The sequence below is a fragment of the Marinobacter iranensis genome, from assembly GCF_029207565.1.
Classification (GTDB): domain Bacteria; phylum Pseudomonadota; class Gammaproteobacteria; order Pseudomonadales; family Oleiphilaceae; genus Marinobacter; species Marinobacter iranensis.
In genome coordinates this window covers 19,054-34,243 of sequence record NZ_JANCMW010000014.1, presented here as the reverse complement: position 1 = coordinate 34,243, position 15,190 = coordinate 19,054, and the positions used below count along the sequence as shown (strand labels likewise).

Here is a 15,190-nt window from a genome sequence, read left to right as displayed (position 1 = left end):
CCGAGTGTTCTGACTGGGCCTGCCGGGGCATCCTTTGCCAGATTGCGGAGGTCCTCTCCAACTACTCAATCCTGGGCAGCATAGACCGCGTCTGGAAACGCACGTGCTATCCCTTGCAACGACTACGTTTAAAAAATAGCAGCCACCCGTGGACATACACGCGCCAGACAATGTAAAACGAGTGTAATACAGGCTCTGCCTATTAACCGTGCCGAAGTGTAACCAATCGTTACCGTTGTCGTCGAGAAATACTGATTGCCATGAAAAAGAAAACCGACCTCGAATTGACTCCGGACAGCTTCTCCAGGGCCTCAACCCTGTGGGAACTGATGGCCAAGGCCCAGCATCATGCCCAGGCCGAGCAACTGGTTATTGCGGCGCTCCCTGAAAGCCTGGCAAAGGGTACACGCTTCGTCAGTTGTCGGGAGGGTGAGTTGATCATTTCCGCCGCTGCGGCTACCACCGCCAGCCAGATCCGCTTCCGCCAACATGAAATCATGGAAGAACTGCGCAAACAGGAGCTGTTCCGTTTCGTGTGGAAACTGAAGGTCAAGGTTGCCCCGCAAAGATTCAGCGAGCGGCCGAAGGTAAAAATGACACCCCTCAGTAACGAAAATGCCCGACTCCTCAAAGAGGAAGCCGGGCACACGAAGGACAAACAATTACGCGAGGTTCTCGAAAAACTCGCAAGCCACGTCCGGGATTAAGGCGTCCTGCCTCAGCCCGCCGCCAGCACAGGTTTCATGTAGGAAATCGGGGCAGCGGCCTCATCGTCGAAGGTGACCACTTCCCACGCATCCTCTTCCGCCCTGAGCTTGCGCAACAGCTTGTTGTTCAGGTCGTGTCCGGATTTAATACCACGGAACTCGCCAATCAGGCTATTACCCAACTGGTAGAGATCACCGATGGCATCCAGCAGTTTATGCTTTACAAATTCATCGTCGTAACGCAGCCCGTCTTCGTTGAGGATTTTGTAATCATCAACGACGATGGCGTTATCCACGCTTCCACCGAGCGCAAGGTTCATCGCCCGCAGCTTTTCGATGTCACGCATGAACCCGAAAGTCCGTGCGCGGCTGACTTCCTTCACGAAAGACGTACTGGAGAAGTCAACGGTTGCGGTCTGGGCGCGCCCCTTGAAAACAGGGTGGTCGAAGTCGATGCCAAAGCTGACCTTGAAGCCCTCGAACGGCAGCAGGGTTGCTTTCTTGTCGCCTTCTTCAACCGTCACTTCGCGCTTGATGCGAATGAAACGCTTGGCCGCGTCCTGCTCGGCAATGCCGGCAGACTGCAGAAGGAACACAAATGGGCCGGCCGAGCCGTCCATAATGGGCACTTCCGCGGCGCTGAGTTCGACGAAGCAGTTATCAATCCCGAGACCAGCCATGGCTGACAACAAATGCTCTACTGTTGCAACCCGGACACCGTCTTTCAGCAGTGTCGTGGAAAGCATGGTCTCACCAACGTTTTCCGCACAGGCACGGATGTCGACCACAGGGTCAAGATCAGTGCGTCGAAAAACGATACCCGAGTCCACCGGGGCGGGCTTCAGGGTCAGGTAAACCTTTTCACCTGAGTGAAGGCCAACACCGGTGGCGCGGATGGTGTTTTTGAGTGTCCGTTGTCTGATCATCGGTACATATTTCCGTCACATAAATGCGATATAGTCTGGGCAAAATTCTGCCCGGAGAATACCAGAAAATAAAACTGAATACCATTTAACCAATCGTAACTCTTCGTAACACCCCGACTGGCTGACCGGCGCAAGGCCGGGCTGATAGTCAGCACACGTCAATCAGCGTAAATGGTTCCACTTTTGAACGCATTTGCAACAGATTATCAGTCAGCCTGACGACGAAGGAATGCGGGAATATCGAGATAGTCGACTCCCTGCTCTTCCCTGTCCTTGCTCTGATCAATCGCCACGTTGCCATGGGCTACTGCCCTGCGACGCAGTACAGCCGGACGATCGAGCTGATTGTAATCCGTTGTGCCATCAAGGCTGCGGGTGTTGTCCACTACCTTGGTAGGCTTCTCGCGATCGCCACCCAGGCCGGTTGCAACCACCGTTACCTTGAGTTCGTCGGTCATTTCCGGATCGATCACGGTACCAACCACCACTGTGGCGGAATCCGATGCGAATTCGCGAACAATATCGCCAACCTCGGAGAACTCGCCCAGGTTGAGATCCATCCCCGCGGTGATGTTGACCAGGATACCCTTGGCGCCCTGCAGGTTGATGTCTTCCAGCAGCGGACTGCGTACAGCGGCTTCCGCGGCTTCGCGGGCCCGGTTTTCGCCAGTGGCACGCGCCGTGCCCATCATGGCGTTGCCCATCTCGGACATAACCGTTTTTACGTCGGCGAAGTCCACGTTGATCATACCGTTGCGGGTGATCAGGTCGGCGATACCCTGAACGGCCCCCAACAGCACGTCGTTAGCCGAGGCAAACGCGTCCAGCAGGCTGGTTTTCTTGCCCATCACCGCCAGCAACTTCTCGTTGGGGATGGTGATCAGCGAGTCCACGGTTTCTTCCAGCTCTTTAAGGCCGGCCTCAGCAACGCTCATGCGCTTGCCGCCTTCAAACATGAACGGCTTGGTAACCACCGCAACTGTGAGGATACCCATTTCCCGGGCCACTTCCGCCACTACTGGCGCGGCCCCGGTCCCGGTTCCACCACCCATGCCGGCGGTGATGAAGACCATGTCAGCCCCTTTCAGCGCCTCTGCGATGCGATCGCGGTCTTCAAGGGCGGACTGGCGCCCCACTTCCGGATTTGCGCCGGCACCCAGGCCCTTGGTGATGTTGCCACCAAGCTGGATGATCTGGCGGGCGTCCAGGTCGGTCAGGGCCTGGGCGTCGGTATTGGCGCAGATGAACTCCACACCTTCGATATCACTGTTGAGCATGTGGCGAACGGCATTGCCGCCACCACCGCCAACGCCAACTACTTTAATGACAGCGTTTTGCTGGACATTATCGACGAGTTCAAACATTCCCCTACTCCTTCGTGCTGTTTATCAGCCTTTTCCAGACTGATTTTTCGAGATTATGATTTTCGAGATACCTTCGTGTATGTCTTACCCCGGTTCGCCGTCAGAAATGACCGGTAAACCAGGCTTTCATGCGCTCAAACAGCGAGGGTGCATCTTCACCCTTAAGCGCCGGCGCCCGCCCCAGATCCATCTGGCGGAAGCCATGGATCAGCAACCCCACGCCCGTGGCGTAGATCGGGTTATTGACCACTTCCGTCATGCCGGAGACCGCCTGCGGACAGGCCAGCCTTACCGGCATGTGGAAGATCTCTTCGGCCAGCTCCACCACCCCTTCCATGGTGGAGGAACCGCCGGTAATCACGATGCCGGCCGGGATCAGGTCTTCAAATCCCGAACGACGGAGTTCTGACTGCACCAGGGTGAACAGCTCTTCGTAACGCGGCTCCACCACCTCGGCGAGGGCCTGGCGGGAAAGATCCCGCGGTGCCCGATCGCCCACACTGGGCACCTTGATGGTTTCGTCCGCGCCGGCCAGCTGTGTCAGGGCACAGGCGTACTTGATCTTGATTTCCTCGGCATTCTGCGTGGGTGTACGCAGGGCCATGGCAATGTCATTGGTGACCTGGTCACCGGCAATGGGGATCACCGACGTATGGCGAATGGCGCCACCTGTGAACACCGCGATATCCGTGGTACCCCCGCCGATATCCACCACACAGACGCCCAGTTCCTTCTCATCCTCGGTGAGGATGGCGTGGCTGGAGGCCAGCTGTTCCAGGATGATGTCATCCACTTCCAGGCCGCAGCGTTTGACACACTTTTCAATGTTCTGGGCGGCGTTCACCGCGCATGTCACCAGGTGTACCTTGGCCTCCAGGCGAACACCGGACATACCCATCGGCTCCTTGATGCCTTCCTGGCTGTCAATCACAAACTCCTGCGGCAGGATGTGAAGGATTTTCTGGTCCGCCGGGATCGCCACCGCCTGGGCGGCATCAATCACCCGGTCAATATCAGCCTGGGTAACCTCCCGGTCACGGATGGCGACAATGCCATGGGAGTTCAGGCTCTTGATGTGGCTGCCTGCAATACCCGCGTATACCGAGTGAATGCGGCACCCGGCCATCAGCTCCGCTTCCTCCACCGCACGCTGTATTGCCTGGACCGTGGTTTCGATATTGACCACCACGCCACGCTTGAGCCCGCGGGATGGGTGGGAGCCAATACCCACCACCTCAATGGTCCCGTCCATTTTGCGCTTGCCGACGATCGCAACCACTTTCGAGGTTCCGATATCGAGGCCGACAATCATGTTTTCCGTTTCAACCGATGACATGTATTCCACCAAACCGTAGGTCTGAATTTAGCGTTGCTATGATTTTGTCCGCGAGGCCGTTGCTGCCGGCTTCCACTGAACCGCCACCCCATTGCTGTAGCGGGCATCCACCCGGCTGACTTCGTCTGAACGCGACGCCAGCCGTTCCTGATAAACCGTGATAAACCGTTCAAAGCGTTCCTCAACCTGATCCCGCCCAAGAACCACTTCAATGCCGTTGGCAAGGGTCAGCGTCCAGGCGCCGCGCTGCTCCAGGCTCAGCCCCGCAAAGCCGAGATTGTGGCCAGTAAGCGTGTCCGACATGGTCTGCGCCATGCTGATAACTTCCTTGACCCGCTCATCCGGGCCGGCCAGTCGCGGCAGGCGTCCCGCCACTTCCGGGTTACCCGGTGCAAACAATTCGCCGTTACGGCTCACCAGCCGATCACTGTTCCAGTAAGCCAGCGGCTTTTTCTCACGAATCTCGATCTGCAGCCGGTCCGGCCAGACGCGCTTGACTGCCGCCGACTCCACCCAGGGGCGCTGCTCCAGACTCTCCTTGATGTCAGAGAGATCGGTGGCGAAGAAACTCCGGCCAATCCACTTGCCGGCACTTCGCTCCAGCTCGGTGCGGCTTTCGCCCACCAATTTGCCGGTCACGTCGATGGCCATAACCTGTCGGTCCATGGCGTTCAGCACTTCACTGGTTCCCCAGGGCACCAGCGCCGCCAACAGGACAATAGCGGCGCCCATCACTGCCTGCCCCCAAGGCACAGCAGCCAATACGGCTTTCAGTAAACCAAACCGGTCCCTGTCCGGCCCAAGGGAAGTTGCCCCCCTGCGCTTCGGCGGGTCGGACGGTACCGCCCGGCTCCGGATCAGCAGCCTGTCAAGCATCGCTTGCCTCCAGCGTGTCTGTCAGAATCCTCACCACCAGCTCTTCGAAACTGATGCCGGCCGCCCTGGCCGACATGGGTACCAGGCTGTGGTCGGTCATGCCCGGCACCGTGTTCACTTCCAGCAACCAGAAGTCACCTTTGCTGTCCTGCATGATGTCCACCCGGCCCCAGGTACGGCAGCCCAATACCCGGAAGGCATCCAGTGCCAGATGCTGGAGCTTCAGTTCGCTGTCCGGGTCCAGGCCACAGGGGATTTGGTAACGGGTGTCGTCAGCCAGGTATTTGGCATCGTAGTCATAGAACACATGGTCCGTACTCAGGCCGATGGCCGGCAATGCCTGGTCCTGGAGCAGGCTGACGGTAAACTCCGGCCCTTCGATCCACTCCTCTACCAGCACCAACGGGTCGAGAACCGCCGCTTCGGTGTATGCCTCAACCAGTTCCTGCTGATTGCTCACCTTGCGGATACCAATGCTGGACCCCTCCCGCGAAGGTTTAACGCTTAGCGGCACTGACAGCGACTGCAGGATGCTCCCGGCCTCATCCGCCGACCCCATGGCGCGGAATTTCGGTGTTGGCAGACCACAGCCTTCGAAAACGTATTTGGTGCGCAGCTTGTCCATGGCCAGAGCAGAGGCCATAAGCTCGCTGCCGGTGTACGGAATACCCGCCTGGGACAGAATCGCCTGAATGGTGCCGTCTTCCCCACCACGGCCATGCAGGGCAATAAAGACCCGGTCAAACTGCGGGTCTTCCACGGTCTTGAGCAGACAACCACGTACATCCACGGCATAGGCATCAACACCGGCAGACAGCAATGCGGAGAGCACCGCCTGTCCACTTTTCAGGGAGACCTCACGCTCGGCGGAATCACCGCCCATGAATACGGCCACCCGTCCGAGTGCCTTCAGGATCTCCTGATCGGCCTGATAACCTTGTGTATCCACCGCCCGGCTCACCTCACTCATCCGCAATCACTCCCGCTGCCGCCAGCCGCGCAGCCACACCACCAATATCACCCGCGCCCTGTGTAATCAGCAGGTCACCCTCTTTCAGGGTGTTGGCGAGCAGGTTTTCAATCTCGCCGTTTTCCTCGACAAAAATCGGCTCCACGTTGCCCCGCTGACGAATACTGCGACACAATGCGCGACCATCCGCGCCTGGTATTGCCGGCTCGCCCGCTGAATAAACGTCCATAAGCAGCAAACCATCCACTTCCGAAAGCACCTTCACGAAATCCTCGTAAAGATCACGGGTACGGCTATAACGATGTGGCTGGTAAAGCATCACCAGCCGACGATCCGGCCAGGCGTCACGGGCAGCACGGATCACGGCTTGCACCTCCGTGGGGTGGTGCCCGTAGTCATCGATCAGCGTGACGGTTCCCTTGCGGGTCTTGTAGTCGCCGTACACCTGGAAGCGACGGCCAACGCCGGCAAAACCAGCCAGGCCCCGGCAAATGGCAACATCATCCACACCTTCGTCGGTGGCCACGGCAATCGCCGCCAGCGCGTTCAGCACGTTGTGGCGCCCCGGCATTTTCAGTTCCACATCCAGGTCACTGCGACCACCCGGGCGTCGAACCACAAAGTGCGTCCTGAGCCCATCGGATTTAATACTCTCAGCCCGGTAATCGGCGTCCGGATTGTCGATGCCATAAGTAATGATGGCGCGGGAGATCCGGGGGATGATTTCCTGCACGTAGTCGTCATCCACGCACATCACAGCAACACCATAGAACGGCAGGTTATGGAGGAAGTCCACGAAGGTCTGCTTCAGGCGCTCCACATCGCCGCCATAGGTATCCATATGGTCGGCTTCAATATTGGTGACGACAGAGATGACCGGCGTCAGATGCAGGAAAGACGCGTCGCTTTCGTCAGCCTCCGCCACCAGATAGCGGGAACCACCGAGCTGTGCGTTGGTGCCAGCACTGTTGAGCTTGCCACCGATCACGAATGTGGGGTCAAGGCCCGCCTCTCCCAGCACCGATGCAATCAGGCTGGTGGTGGTGGTTTTTCCATGGGTGCCGGCAACGGCGATGCCATGGCGATAACGCATGATCTCCGCCAGCATTTCCGCCCTGGGCACAATCGGTACCCGGCGGCTGCGAGCTGCTGATACTTCCGGGTTCTCACCCGTCACCGCCGAGGACACCACAACGACGTCCGCATTGGCGCTATTTTCCTCACGATGCCCGATGAACACAGTGACACCCATGGCGGTAAGCCGGTCTGTCACCGCACTTTCGCGAATATCAGAGCCGGAAACGTCGTATCCCTGGTTCTTCAGCACCTCGGCGATACCGCTCATGCCGGCACCGCCAACGCCCACAAAATGAATGTTGCGGATACGGCGCATCTCGGGCACCTGGTAGACCAGGGGGGGATTAGTGGATTCAGCCATTGGCGGCCTCCAGACAGTAATTCACGACTCTCTCCGTTGCATCGGGGCGGGCCAGCGTCTTTGCGGCCTTCGCCATATCCGTAATCCGGCGACGGTCCTTTCCCAGGTCCGTCAGGGTTTCCGCCAACAGATCCGCCGACAGTTTTGGCTGCGGGATCAGGATGGCGCCTTTGGCATTGACCATTTGCTGTGCGTTTTTTGTCTGATGATCATCCACGGCGTGAGGAAAGGGCACCAGAACCGCGCCAACACCCGCAACACACAGTTCGGAGACAGTCAGTGCGCCTGAGCGGCAAAGCACTATGTCTGCCCAACCGTAGGCCTCCGCCATATCCTTGATAAACGGCTCCACTGAGGCTTCCACGCCGTGTTCGTTATAAGCTTCACGGGCTTCTTCAACATTTTTCTCACCACACTGATGGCGCACCGTCGGGCGCTCGGCTTCCGACATCTTCGCCAGTGCTGTCGGCAGCGTCCGGTTAAACACCTGGGCGCCGAGACTGCCACCCACCACAAGTAGCCTGAGCGCCCCGGAGCGGCCCGACATTCGCTGCTCGGGCTCCGGCAATACCGCCAGGTCCTGCCTCACCGGATTGCCGGTACAGCGGGTGACTACTTTCGCACCAAAACTGCCGGGAAAGGCCTCCAGCACAGTATTGGCAAAGCGCACCAGAATCCGGTTGGTCATCCCGGCGATGGCATTCTGTTCATGGATTACCAGCGGCACCCGGGTTAGCCAGGCCGAGACACCACCGGGGCCGGTGACAAATCCGCCCATACCAATTACGCAATCAGGACGAATCCTGCGGACAACGGTAAAGGCCTGGCCCAAGGCACGCATCAGCCGTAACGGTGCCATCACCAGGGCCAGCTGGTCCTTGCCCCGCAGGCCTGAAACCTGGATCAGCGACAGCGGTATGTCGGTCTCGCCGATCAGCCGCTCCTCCATGCCGCCACGGGATCCCAGCCAGAACACCTCATGGCCTTTCTCCTGCAGTTTTCTCGCCGTCGCCAAGGCCGGGAAGACGTGGCCACCGGTACCGCCGGCCATCATCAGAAAGCGCCGTTTTTCAGTCATAAACCGCACCTCCCCTGGCCGCCGGTTTACGAGTCTTTTCACTGGCCACTTTCTCGCGGTCCAGCCGTTCCATTTCCACCCGCGCCAGAACGCCGATACAGACTGCGGTGATCATCAGGCTTGAACCGCCGTAGCTCACCAGGGGCAGAGTCAGCCCTTTGGTGGGCAGCAATCCGGTACTGACCGCCATGTTGATGCCGGCCTGCAAACCGATCAGTAGTGTGATGCCATAGGAGAAACAGGCCGCAAATGGCATCCCGGCCTTCTCCGCCCTCCGGGCGATCACGAATCCGGTCACCACCAGCACCGTAAACAGGCCCAGGACAATCAACGACCCCAGCAACCCGAATTCTTCGGCAATAATCGCGAAAATAAAGTCGGTGTGGGCCTCCGGCAGATAGAAAAGCTTCTGCACCGAATTGCCAAGACCGGTGCCTGCCCAATCGCCACGACCGAACGCGATCAGCGATTGGGTAAGCTGATACCCGGTGTCAAACTGGTCTTTCCAGGGGTCCAGGTAGCTCACAACCCGTTTCAGCCGGTAGGGCTGGGTGAACACCAACACCGCCCCCATTATCACCAACACACCGATCAAAGGCATAAACCGGCTGAGCCGGACGCCACTGAGGAAAATCATGCCGGCTGATGCAGCCACGAGCACCACTGTGGCGCCGAAATCCGGCTCGATAACCAACAACACCGAAGCAATACCAAGCACGCCAAGGGGTTTGAGAAATCCGGGCCAGGTATTCAACAATTCATCCCGACGACGCACCACATACCCCGCGAGGTAGGCGATCAGGCAGAGCTTGGCGATTTCAGACACCTGGACATTGAACAGGCCAAACGAAATCCACCGTGTGGAGCCGTTCACAGTACGACCAAGGGGGGTCAGCACCAGAAGCAGCGACAGTAAACCAACCCCCAGCAGCAACCAGCCACTGCGCTCCCACCAGGAGATCGGCACGTTAACGGCAACCAGCGCGAACACGCAGCCGATGCCGGCAAAAATCAGCTGCCGGATCACATAGTGGTAACTGTTACCCATGGTCTCCGCTGCCATATCCATGGACGCGGACGAGATCATCACGACGCCTATCACCAGCAAGGCAGCCGCGCTGATAATCAGCATCGGCAGCGGGCGCAGGTCACGGAACAGGCTCTGGTGGTTGGGGAGCGACAGGTCAACGTGCATCACAGCCCCTCCACCTGTTTACGAAAACTGTCTCCACGATCGTTGTAATCGCGGAACATGTCGAAACTGGCACAGGCCGGCGACAACAGTACACGGTCTCCCGGCGTTGCCAGCTTCGCCGCCTTCCGTACCGCATCGCCCATGTCGGCGGCATGGACCGTCTCAACCCGGTCGCCCAGGGCGGACTCGATAAGCCCGGCATCGGCGCCAATCAGGACGACAGCCCGGCAATGGGCCGTTACCGGATCCGCCAGCAGTGAGAAGTCGGCACCCTTACCTTCACCGCCGGCAATAAGGACGATTTTTCCATCGGCCGGTACCAGGCTTTCAACGGCGGCCACGGTAGCTCCCACGTTGGTGCCTTTGGAGTCATTGATGTAGTCCACATCGCCAGCCCGGCGAATGAACTCGCAACGGTGCGGCAACCCCCGGAACGTTCGGGCTGTGTCCAGCATCACATCCATTGGTAAGCCCGCCGCGTACCCAAGCGCCAGCGCCGCCATCACGTTGCTGATGTTGTGGCTGCCCATCAGGCCAAGTTCTTGCGCGAGCAAAAGATTGTCGAAACCGAAGGTAATCCAGGTTCCTTCATCATCCTCTCGGGTACTGAATGTATCCGGGTTGACGCGATGAAAGCCGAAACACAGGAACCGGAGAGTGTCGCGCGCCATGGGCGTACTCAGGGCTTCATCCAGGTTGACCACGGCATTCTGACAGCCGTTGAAAATCCGCTGCTTGGCCTGGAAATAGGCCATCTTCGTGGGATAGCGGTCCATGTGGTCATCGCTGACGTTCAGCACCGTTGCGGCCAGGGCGTTCAGCTCATGCGTCGTCTCGAGCTGAAAGCTCGACAGTTCCAGAACGTAGAGATCCGCACCGCGACCAAGAAGGTCCAGCGCCGGGGTGCCGATATTTCCACCCACTTCCACATGGCGGCCGGCAGCGCGAGCCATTTCCCCCACCAGAGTGGTCACCGTGGTTTTACCATTGGAGCCGGTAATGGCAATGATTGGTGCTTCCGCCGCTTCCGCGAACAGATCAACGTCGCCACGAATAACCGCACCTTTTTCGGCGGCGCGGCGGATAGCAGGCTCTGCAATGCTGATGCCGGGGCTGACTACCAGTTCGTTGAAGCCGGCGAACAGCTCACCGTCGAAATCGCCGAGATACACGGGCAGCTCTGGCCAGCCAGCCCTGAGTTCGTCCAGGCCCGGAGGTGCCATACGGCTGTCGGCCACGGCCACGTCGCGGCCTTGTTCGCACAGATAGCGCACGCAGGAGAGCCCGGTTTTACCGAGCCCTACAACCAGCGTACGACGATCTGAAACGATGACACCCATGGTGCTCTGCTTCCCTATCTCAGTTTCAGGCTGGCGAGGCCAACCAGTACAAGTACAACGGTGACGACCCAGAAACGCACGATAACGCGCGGCTCCGGCCAGCCTTTCAATTCAAAATGGTGATGCAGCGGCGCCATGCGGAAGATCCGCCGGCCGGTAAGCCGGAAAGACGCCACCTGCAAAATCACGGACACGGTTTCCATCACGAACACACCGCCCATAATGAACAACACAATTTCCTGCCGTACGATGACTGCAACCACACCCAGGGCGGCCCCTAGTGCCAGGGCACCCACATCCCCCATGAATACCTGGGCCGGATAGGTGTTGAACCACAGGAATCCCAGCCCCGCGCCCACCAGTGCGCCACAGAACACAATCAATTCGCCGGTTCCCGGCAGGTGTGGAATCAGCAGGTAATCGGCAAACTGCGCATGACCGGATACGTAGGCAAAGATGCCAAGTGCCGCCGCCACCATCACCGTTGGCATGATTGCCAGGCCATCAAGGCCATCAGTCAGGTTGACCGCGTTGCTGCTGCCAACAATCACGAAATAGCTCAGCAGGATGAACAGCACCGGTCCCAGGGTCAGCGACACGTTCTTGAAAAATGGCACGTAGAGCGACGTTTCCTGGGGCAACGAAGAGCTCATGAACAGTGCCACTGCCGCTGTTGCTCCGATGACGGACTGCCAGAAATATTTCCAGCGCGCTGGCAATCCACGGGGGTTACGCTCTACCACCTTGCGATAGTCGTCCACCCAGCCAATAGCCCCGAACAGCAGGGTGACAAGAATCGCCACCCAGACATACCGGTTGCTCAGATCCGCCCACAACAGTGAGCTGACACCCACTGCCACTAGAATCAGGGCTCCACCCATTGTCGGCGTGCCGGCCTTGCTCAAATGCGTCTGCGGGCCATCGTCCCGAACCGCCTGGCCGATCTGATACTGGCTCAGCTTGCGGATCATCACCGGGCCGATAAGCAGGGAAATCAACAGCGCCGTCAGCACTCCGAAAATCCCCCGCACGGTCAGGTACTGGAACACCGTCAGCGCGGAAAAGTATTGTGAAAGAGCCTCTGTCAGCCAGAGCAGCATGCGTTACCCACCTTTTCTTTTATTCCCTCCACCACACGATCCATGGCGGAACTGCGAGAACCTTTGACCAGTACCGTCTGCGAATCGGCAGGCCCCTCAAACAGACGACGCACAGCGTCGTCATGGGTCGCACATACCTCAGCGGTATCACCGAACCCTTCAACATATCCTTCACAGCCAGCGCCTACTGCCAGCAGTCGCTCGATTCCCCGGGATCGTGCAAATTCCCCGACTTCCCGATGCAGCGCAAGACTGTCGGGCCCCAGCTCTGCCATCGCCCCCAGAACGGCGACACGGCTGGTACGGCGCTCAGTCAACACACCCAGAGCCGCCTTCATTGAGGCCGGATTGGCGTTGTAGCTGTCATCGATGATGGTCAGCTTCGGTGCCAGTTCAATCACCTGAAGGCGTCCCTTGACCGGCTGCAAAGCCGCCAGCCCTGCCTTCACCGACTCGTCGCCGGCACCCAGTTCGCGGGCGGCGGCGATAGCCAGCAGGGCATTGGTAATATTGTGGTCTCCATGGAGGGAAAGGCGGATGTCACAACTCCAGCCCTTCGGTCCCTTCGCGCTGAAAACCCGCTGGTCACCCTCGTTACGGATGTCCTGAGGGTAATAATCAGTGCCTGCACCTGTCTGGCCACTGACCGACGCAACCCGTCGTTTCCCAGCCCGCTGGTGCCATTGGCCAAAAGCGGGGTCATCCCGATTCAGGACCACCAGGCCAGCACCCTCCACGCCATCAATGATTTCGCCCTTGGCACGCACCACATTGTCGTAGCCACCAAAGCCTTCCAGATGGGCCTGCCCGGCATTGGTCAGGATCGCCACGTCCGGGCGCACAATATTTACGGTGTGGGCTATTTCCCCCAGGCCGCTGGCACCAAGTTCAATAGCGCCCAGCTCATGATCCGGTTCCAGCCTGAACAGGGTCAGGGGAACACCGATGTGATTATTGAGATTGCCCTCGGTAGCGAGGGTATGACCCACTCGCGAGAGGATTGCCGCCACCATTTCACGTACGGTGGTTTTGCCGCTGCTGCCCGTAATAGCCACAAATCGCGCAGAACTGGCGTTGCGGTTACCCGCTGCCAGTTTTGCCAAGGCATCCACGGTGTCCGGCACCAGTATCTGCGGAAGGGCCAAGTCCGGGTCTGCCTTGTCCACCACTGCAGCAACGGCGCCAGCCTGTTCGGCCACGGACAGATAGTCATGGCCGTCGAAGTTTTCACCCCGTAGTGCCACAAACAGGTCCCCGTTGGCGATCCGGCGCGTGTCGGTCGAGACACCGCTGAACACCAGCCCTTCCAGGCGGCCCACCGCCACAGTGCCGGCAAGCCAGTTGATGGCATCGGCCAGCGCGAATGGCCGCATCATGCGACACCCCCATTCAATGACAGCGCATGACGAACCTGCTCGGCATCGCTGAACGGGATACGCTGGCCCGCCAGTTCCTGCCATGCCTCATGTCCCTTACCGGCGATCAGGACGATGTCCCCCGCCACAGCGGAGTGAATAGCCTGGCGAATGGCTTCGGCACGGTCGTGGATAACCGCCACCTGCTCCGGGTGATGGAACCCCGCCACGATGTCTGAGGTAATGGTGTCCGGGTCCTCATTGCGGGGGTTGTCGTCGGTCACGATCACCACGTCAGCCCCCTTTTCCGCTTCCCTTGCCATGTCTGGACGCTTGCCGGTGTCACGGTCCCCACCGCAACCGAAGACGCAGAACAGGCGACCACTTACGTGAGGGCGCAAGGCTGCCAGCGCACTGTTCAGGGCATCCGGGGTATGGGCGTAGTCCACCACGACCCGTACTCCGTTACTGCCAGCAAAAGGCTCGAGGCGTCCCGGCGGCGGTGACAGCCGCTCAACGGCTCGTTGAACCCGTTCCACCGGCACACCCAGGCTTAGTACTGCTGCCATGGCTGCAAGAATATTGCTGACGTTAAAGCTCCCCAATACCCGGGCGGATAGGTCGAACCTGCCCCACAGTCCGTCAACACTCGCACTGAACCCATCAATGGAAGGCGAGAATTCCGTCAGCCAGAGTTCGGTCTGGGCCTCGTGCAGGCTGTAACGGACGCGATCGCATTTGCCCTCAAGCTGCTCATATAGCTGCCGTCCGAACGGGTCATCAAAATTGACCACGGCAAAGTGCAGCTCCTCGCGCCCAAACAGACGCGCTTTCGCTGCACCATAGGCTTCCATCGACCCGTGGTAGTCGAGATGATCACGGGTCAGGTTGGTAAAGACTGCCCCGGTCATGGTCAGGTTATCGATGCGGCCCTGATCAAGGGCATGGGAGGACACCTCCATCGCCGCTGCGCGCCCGCCCTGGGCAAGAATCCGGGACAGAACCCGGTTCACCTGCACAACATCCGGTGTGGTGTGGGTTCCGTCCTGCAGCGCCCCGGGCATGCCATAACCAAGTGTTCCGATAACGCCACAGGGGGTCCCGGTTTCCTGCAATAAGGTCGCAATATAATGGCTCACCGAGGTTTTGCCGTTGGTGCCTGTCACGCCTATCAGGCGCAGCCGCTGGGACGGATGCTCGAAGAACCGATCCGCGATCTTCCCCAACTGGGCCCGCAGGTTTGTCACCGGCACGATCAGCACACCTTCGTGCTCGTGGCATTCATCCGGTTGCGGCACTTCAAGCAGGACAACGGTGGCACCAGCGCTGATCGCCTGCTCAATGTAGTGGTCCGCCGGCGTTCGGGCGCCGGCCAGGGCGACAAACGCATCGCCTGCCCTGACTTCCCGACTGTCGGTTTTCAGGCCGTGGATCGTGACATCAAACACCGATGGCACCGGCGCGATTCCCTGCAACAATGTGCTGAGTGATGTAATACACATAAC

The 15,190-nt window shown here is 59.2% G+C and carries 13 protein-coding genes; 1 reads left to right on the top strand and 12 read right to left on the bottom strand.

Features of this window, described 5'->3' with window-relative positions; genetic code table 11:
• The first annotated feature begins 260 nt into the window (after positions 1–260).
• Positions 261–707, top strand: coding sequence for a DciA family protein (locus NLU14_RS18410; RefSeq protein WP_275709306.1), 447 nt, complete (start codon positions 261–263; stop codon positions 705–707).
• 11 nt (positions 708–718) lie between these two features.
• On the opposite strand, the gene lpxC is transcribed toward NLU14_RS18410, so the two are convergent.
• From lpxC to NLU14_RS18350, 12 genes are all read right to left on the bottom strand, one after another.
• Positions 719–1,633: a UDP-3-O-acyl-N-acetylglucosamine deacetylase gene (gene lpxC / locus NLU14_RS18405; RefSeq protein WP_250091080.1), complete on the bottom strand. Its 915-nt coding sequence runs from the start codon at positions 1,631–1,633 to the stop codon at positions 719–721.
• A gap of 206 nt (positions 1,634–1,839) precedes the next feature.
• On the bottom strand, positions 1,840–2,997 hold the full coding sequence (gene ftsZ, locus NLU14_RS18400) for a cell division protein FtsZ (RefSeq protein ID WP_275709303.1): 1,158 nt from the start codon (positions 2,995–2,997) through the stop codon (positions 1,840–1,842).
• Between the two features lie 100 nt (positions 2,998–3,097).
• Positions 3,098–4,333: a cell division protein FtsA gene (ftsA, locus tag NLU14_RS18395; RefSeq protein ID WP_275709301.1), complete on the bottom strand. Its 1,236-nt coding sequence runs from the start codon at positions 4,331–4,333 to the stop codon at positions 3,098–3,100.
• Positions 4,334–4,369: 36 nt separating this feature from the next.
• A complete protein-coding gene (locus NLU14_RS18390; protein WP_275709299.1) occupies positions 4,370–5,209 on the bottom strand; it encodes a cell division protein FtsQ/DivIB in 840 nt (279 codons plus the stop codon).
• Positions 5,202–6,179 carry a D-alanine--D-alanine ligase gene (locus tag NLU14_RS18385; protein WP_275709297.1) on the bottom strand — a complete coding sequence of 326 codons (978 nt, stop codon included), beginning with the start codon at positions 6,177–6,179 and terminating at the stop codon, positions 5,202–5,204. The genes NLU14_RS18390 and NLU14_RS18385 overlap by 8 nt, the downstream gene beginning before the upstream one ends.
• A complete protein-coding gene (gene murC, locus NLU14_RS18380) occupies positions 6,172–7,617 on the bottom strand; it encodes a UDP-N-acetylmuramate--L-alanine ligase (protein ID WP_275709295.1) in 1,446 nt (481 codons plus the stop codon). Before murC ends, NLU14_RS18385 begins: the two co-directional genes overlap by 8 nt.
• Positions 7,610–8,695, bottom strand: a complete 1,086-nt coding sequence (gene murG, locus NLU14_RS18375; RefSeq protein ID WP_275709293.1) for an undecaprenyldiphospho-muramoylpentapeptide beta-N-acetylglucosaminyltransferase — start codon at positions 8,693–8,695, stop codon at positions 7,610–7,612. The genes murC and murG overlap by 8 nt, the downstream gene beginning before the upstream one ends.
• The gene (gene ftsW / locus NLU14_RS18370; RefSeq protein WP_275709292.1) at positions 8,688–9,890 is read right to left on the bottom strand and encodes a putative lipid II flippase FtsW; all 1,203 of its coding nucleotides are present in this window, start codon (positions 9,888–9,890) and stop codon (positions 8,688–8,690) included. The genes murG and ftsW overlap by 8 nt, the downstream gene beginning before the upstream one ends.
• Entirely contained in the window at positions 9,890–11,230 is a 1,341-nt protein-coding gene (gene murD, locus NLU14_RS18365) for a UDP-N-acetylmuramoyl-L-alanine--D-glutamate ligase (RefSeq protein ID WP_275709290.1), read from the bottom strand. The genes ftsW and murD overlap by 1 nt, the downstream gene beginning before the upstream one ends.
• 14 nt (positions 11,231–11,244) lie before the next feature.
• A complete protein-coding gene (gene mraY, locus NLU14_RS18360) occupies positions 11,245–12,330 on the bottom strand; it encodes a phospho-N-acetylmuramoyl-pentapeptide-transferase (RefSeq protein ID WP_275709288.1) in 1,086 nt (361 codons plus the stop codon).
• Complete coding sequence (locus tag NLU14_RS18355) at positions 12,315–13,706, bottom strand: UDP-N-acetylmuramoyl-tripeptide--D-alanyl-D-alanine ligase (protein WP_275709286.1); 1,392 nt, start codon at positions 13,704–13,706, stop codon at positions 12,315–12,317. The genes mraY and NLU14_RS18355 overlap by 16 nt, the downstream gene beginning before the upstream one ends.
• Complete coding sequence (locus NLU14_RS18350; RefSeq protein ID WP_275709284.1) at positions 13,703–15,187, bottom strand: UDP-N-acetylmuramoyl-L-alanyl-D-glutamate--2,6-diaminopimelate ligase; 1,485 nt, start codon at positions 15,185–15,187, stop codon at positions 13,703–13,705. The genes NLU14_RS18355 and NLU14_RS18350 overlap by 4 nt, the downstream gene beginning before the upstream one ends.
• Positions 15,188–15,190: the final 3 nt, after the last annotated feature.